This window comes from Auraticoccus cholistanensis (assembly GCF_009742705.1).
Lineage (GTDB): Bacteria > Actinomycetota > Actinomycetes > Propionibacteriales > Propionibacteriaceae > Auraticoccus > Auraticoccus cholistanensis.
Map to the genome: position 1 here is coordinate 197,657 of NZ_WPCU01000010.1, position 2,432 is coordinate 200,088.

General features: G+C 73.9%; 2 protein-coding genes and 1 pseudogene (1 of these 3 cut by a window edge). All 3 read left to right on the forward strand.

Going from position 1 to position 2,432, the window contains the following annotated elements; translation table 11 throughout:
- Positions 1-382 (forward strand): annotated as a pseudogene (locus GC722_RS18570) (ABC transporter permease); the annotation flags it as partial.
- On the forward strand, positions 370-1,305 hold the full coding sequence (locus GC722_RS14505) for a COX15/CtaA family protein (RefSeq protein ID WP_156611361.1): 936 nt from the start codon (positions 370-372) through the stop codon (positions 1,303-1,305). The pseudogene GC722_RS18570 and the gene GC722_RS14505, both read left to right, overlap by 13 nt.
- 1,023 nt (positions 1,306-2,328) lie before the next feature.
- Positions 2,329-2,432, forward strand: partial view of an HNH endonuclease signature motif containing protein gene (locus GC722_RS19350; protein ID WP_331714874.1) — the 5' end (the start) only. The gene runs 358 nt beyond the window's last position; 104 of the gene's 462 nt are visible here — the first part of the coding sequence; it begins with the start codon at positions 2,329-2,331; its stop codon lies off the right edge, out of view.

The window sequence follows — 2,432 nt, forward strand, 5'->3', positions numbered from 1 at the left end:
CGCGGTGGCGCTGCTGCTGGGCTGGCGCCCGGCCGGGGAGCCGGGCCCGTGGCTGGTCGCGGTGGTCGCGGTGCTGCTGGCGGTGGTGGCCTTCGCGGCGTGGGCGCTCGCGCTGGCGGGAGCCGTCCGCGCCGAGGCCACGCTCGGCCTGGCCAACCTCGTCTACCTGCTGCTGGCCGTCGGGGGCGGTGTGCTCGCCGGGCCGGAGAACTACCCCGGGCTGCTGGCCACGGTGGTGCGCGCGCTGCCCACCGCTGCCCTGGGCGAGAGCTTGCGCAACGCCTCGGCCGGGGTGACCGACCCGGCCTACCTGCTGGTCCTGGCGATCTGGATGCTGCTCGGGCTGCTGACCGCGAGGAGGACCTTCCGATGGATCGCCTGATCAGGGTGCTGGGCAGCGAGCGCTCGCTGCGCGGCTGGTCGGTGGCGCTGCTGGTGGCCAACTGCGGCATCGTGCTGACCGGTGCCCTGGTGCGGCTGACGGGCTCCGGGCTCGGCTGCCCCACCTGGCCGCGCTGCACCGACGAGTCCTACGTCACCACCCCTGAGATGGGCGTGCACGGCGTGATCGAGTTCGGCAACCGGCTGCTCACCTTCGTGCTGATCCTGATCGCGGTGGCGACGGTCGCCGCGGCGACGGCCCACGCCCACGTGGACGCCCGCCGCCCCGACGGTCCCCGTGGTCACCGGGTCCGACTGCTGGCCGTCGGGCTCACCGTCGGCGTCCCCTTCCAGGGGGTCATCGGGGGCCTCACCGTGCACTCGGGCCTGAACCCGTACGTGGTCGCGCTCCACCTGCTGCTCTCGGTGCTGCTGATCTGCCTCTCGGTGTGGCTGGTGAGGATCGTGCACGGGGCCTCCCGCCAGCCGGTCGACGGCCCTCGGCTGTGGCTGGGTCGGGCGGTGTTCGTGCTGGCCTGGCTGGCGAGCTGGCTGGGGACCGTGGTGACCGGCAGCGGCCCGCACGCCGGGGACGACCACGCCCCGCGGACGGGTCTCGACATCGAGACGGTGGCCAAGGTGCACGCCTGGAGCGTGTGGGCGCTGGTGCTGGCCACGGTGGTCGCGGTCGTGCTGCTGCGGTCACGGGCCGCGGTGCTGCTGCTGGTGCTGGAGCTGGCCCAGGGTGTCGTCGGTTACGTGCAGTACTTCACCGGCGTGCCGGTGCCCCTGGTGATGCTCCACATGCTGGGGTTGTGCCTGGTGATGGCCGCGGCCACGAACCTCATGTTCTCGTTGCGGCGGCCGACGGCCGCGGACTCCGGCCGAGCTCCCAGCGAGGCGATCGGCATCGCCGCCGGTTGAGCGAGGGCCGGTCGGCCTCTACAGGACACGTGCCGAGCTGTCCACAGATTCGAACACAGGATCGAGAACTGTCGGTCCCACGCCGTAGATTGCCGGTATGAGCACGAGCCGCACCGACGCCGCAGCGCTGCTGGCGGACGTCCGTGCCGCCCGTGCCGCGGAGGACGCCGCCGCTGCCGCCGTCCTGGCGTACGCGGCCGCGTGGGCCGACCTGCACCCGCCGGTCGAGGACGTCGCCGAGGCCACCTGGCAGGGCCGCTCCACCGGGGTTCCGCTCGCGGGTCCCGGTACACCACAGGTTGATGAGTCCTGCGTGGCCGAGCTGGCGGCCGCGCTGCGCTGCTCCACCGACGCCGGCAGCGCGCTGATCGGGCAGGCGCTCGAGCTGCGCCACCGCCTCCCCCGGCTGTGGGAGCTCGTCCACCGCGGTGAGGTGGCGGCATGGCAGGCCCGCCGGGTCGCCGCCCGCACCACGACCCTCACCGTCGAGGCGGCCCGGTTTGTCGACGACCAGGTCGCCGCCGTGGCCGGCCGGATCGGCCCCACCCAGCTCGACCGGCTCATCACCACCGCGACCATGCGGTTCATGCCCGCCGAGGCCGAACGGCAACGCCTGGCCGCCGCCGACGGCCGCCGCTTCGACATCTCCCACGACATGACCGGTAGCCAGCACGGGCTGGCCGCGGTGACCGGTTGGCTCGACCTCCCCGACGCCCTCGACCTCGACGCCGCCGTCACCGACGGTGCCCGCGCGCTGGCGGAGGCCGGCTGCCAGGCCCCGTTGGACGTGCGCCGCTCGATGGCCGTCGGCGAGCTGGCCCGCCACCAACCCGCCCTCGACCTCGCCACGGCGCCCGACAGCGACACCACCACTCCGAACGCCGACAGCGCTCCTACACCGCGGCCGCAGGTGCCCGTGACGCTCTACCTGCACCTGCCCGCGGAGTCCCTCGCGTCAGGCACCGCACCCGGGTGGGTGGGCAACACCTGCATCCCGGTCACCGCCGGACAGATCCGCGACTGGTGCGGACGGGCTGGCACCCGGATCACCGTCCGCCCGGTCATCGACCTCAACACCGACCAGACAGTGGCGGGCTACCAGGTGCCGGAGCGGATCCGCGAGCACA

Excerpts from the sequence above, each read along its gene's own strand:
- GC722_RS14505 (WP_156611361.1), top strand. The coding sequence starts at position 370 with ATGGATCGCCTGATCAGGGTGCTGGGCAGCGAGCGCTCGCTGCGCGGC.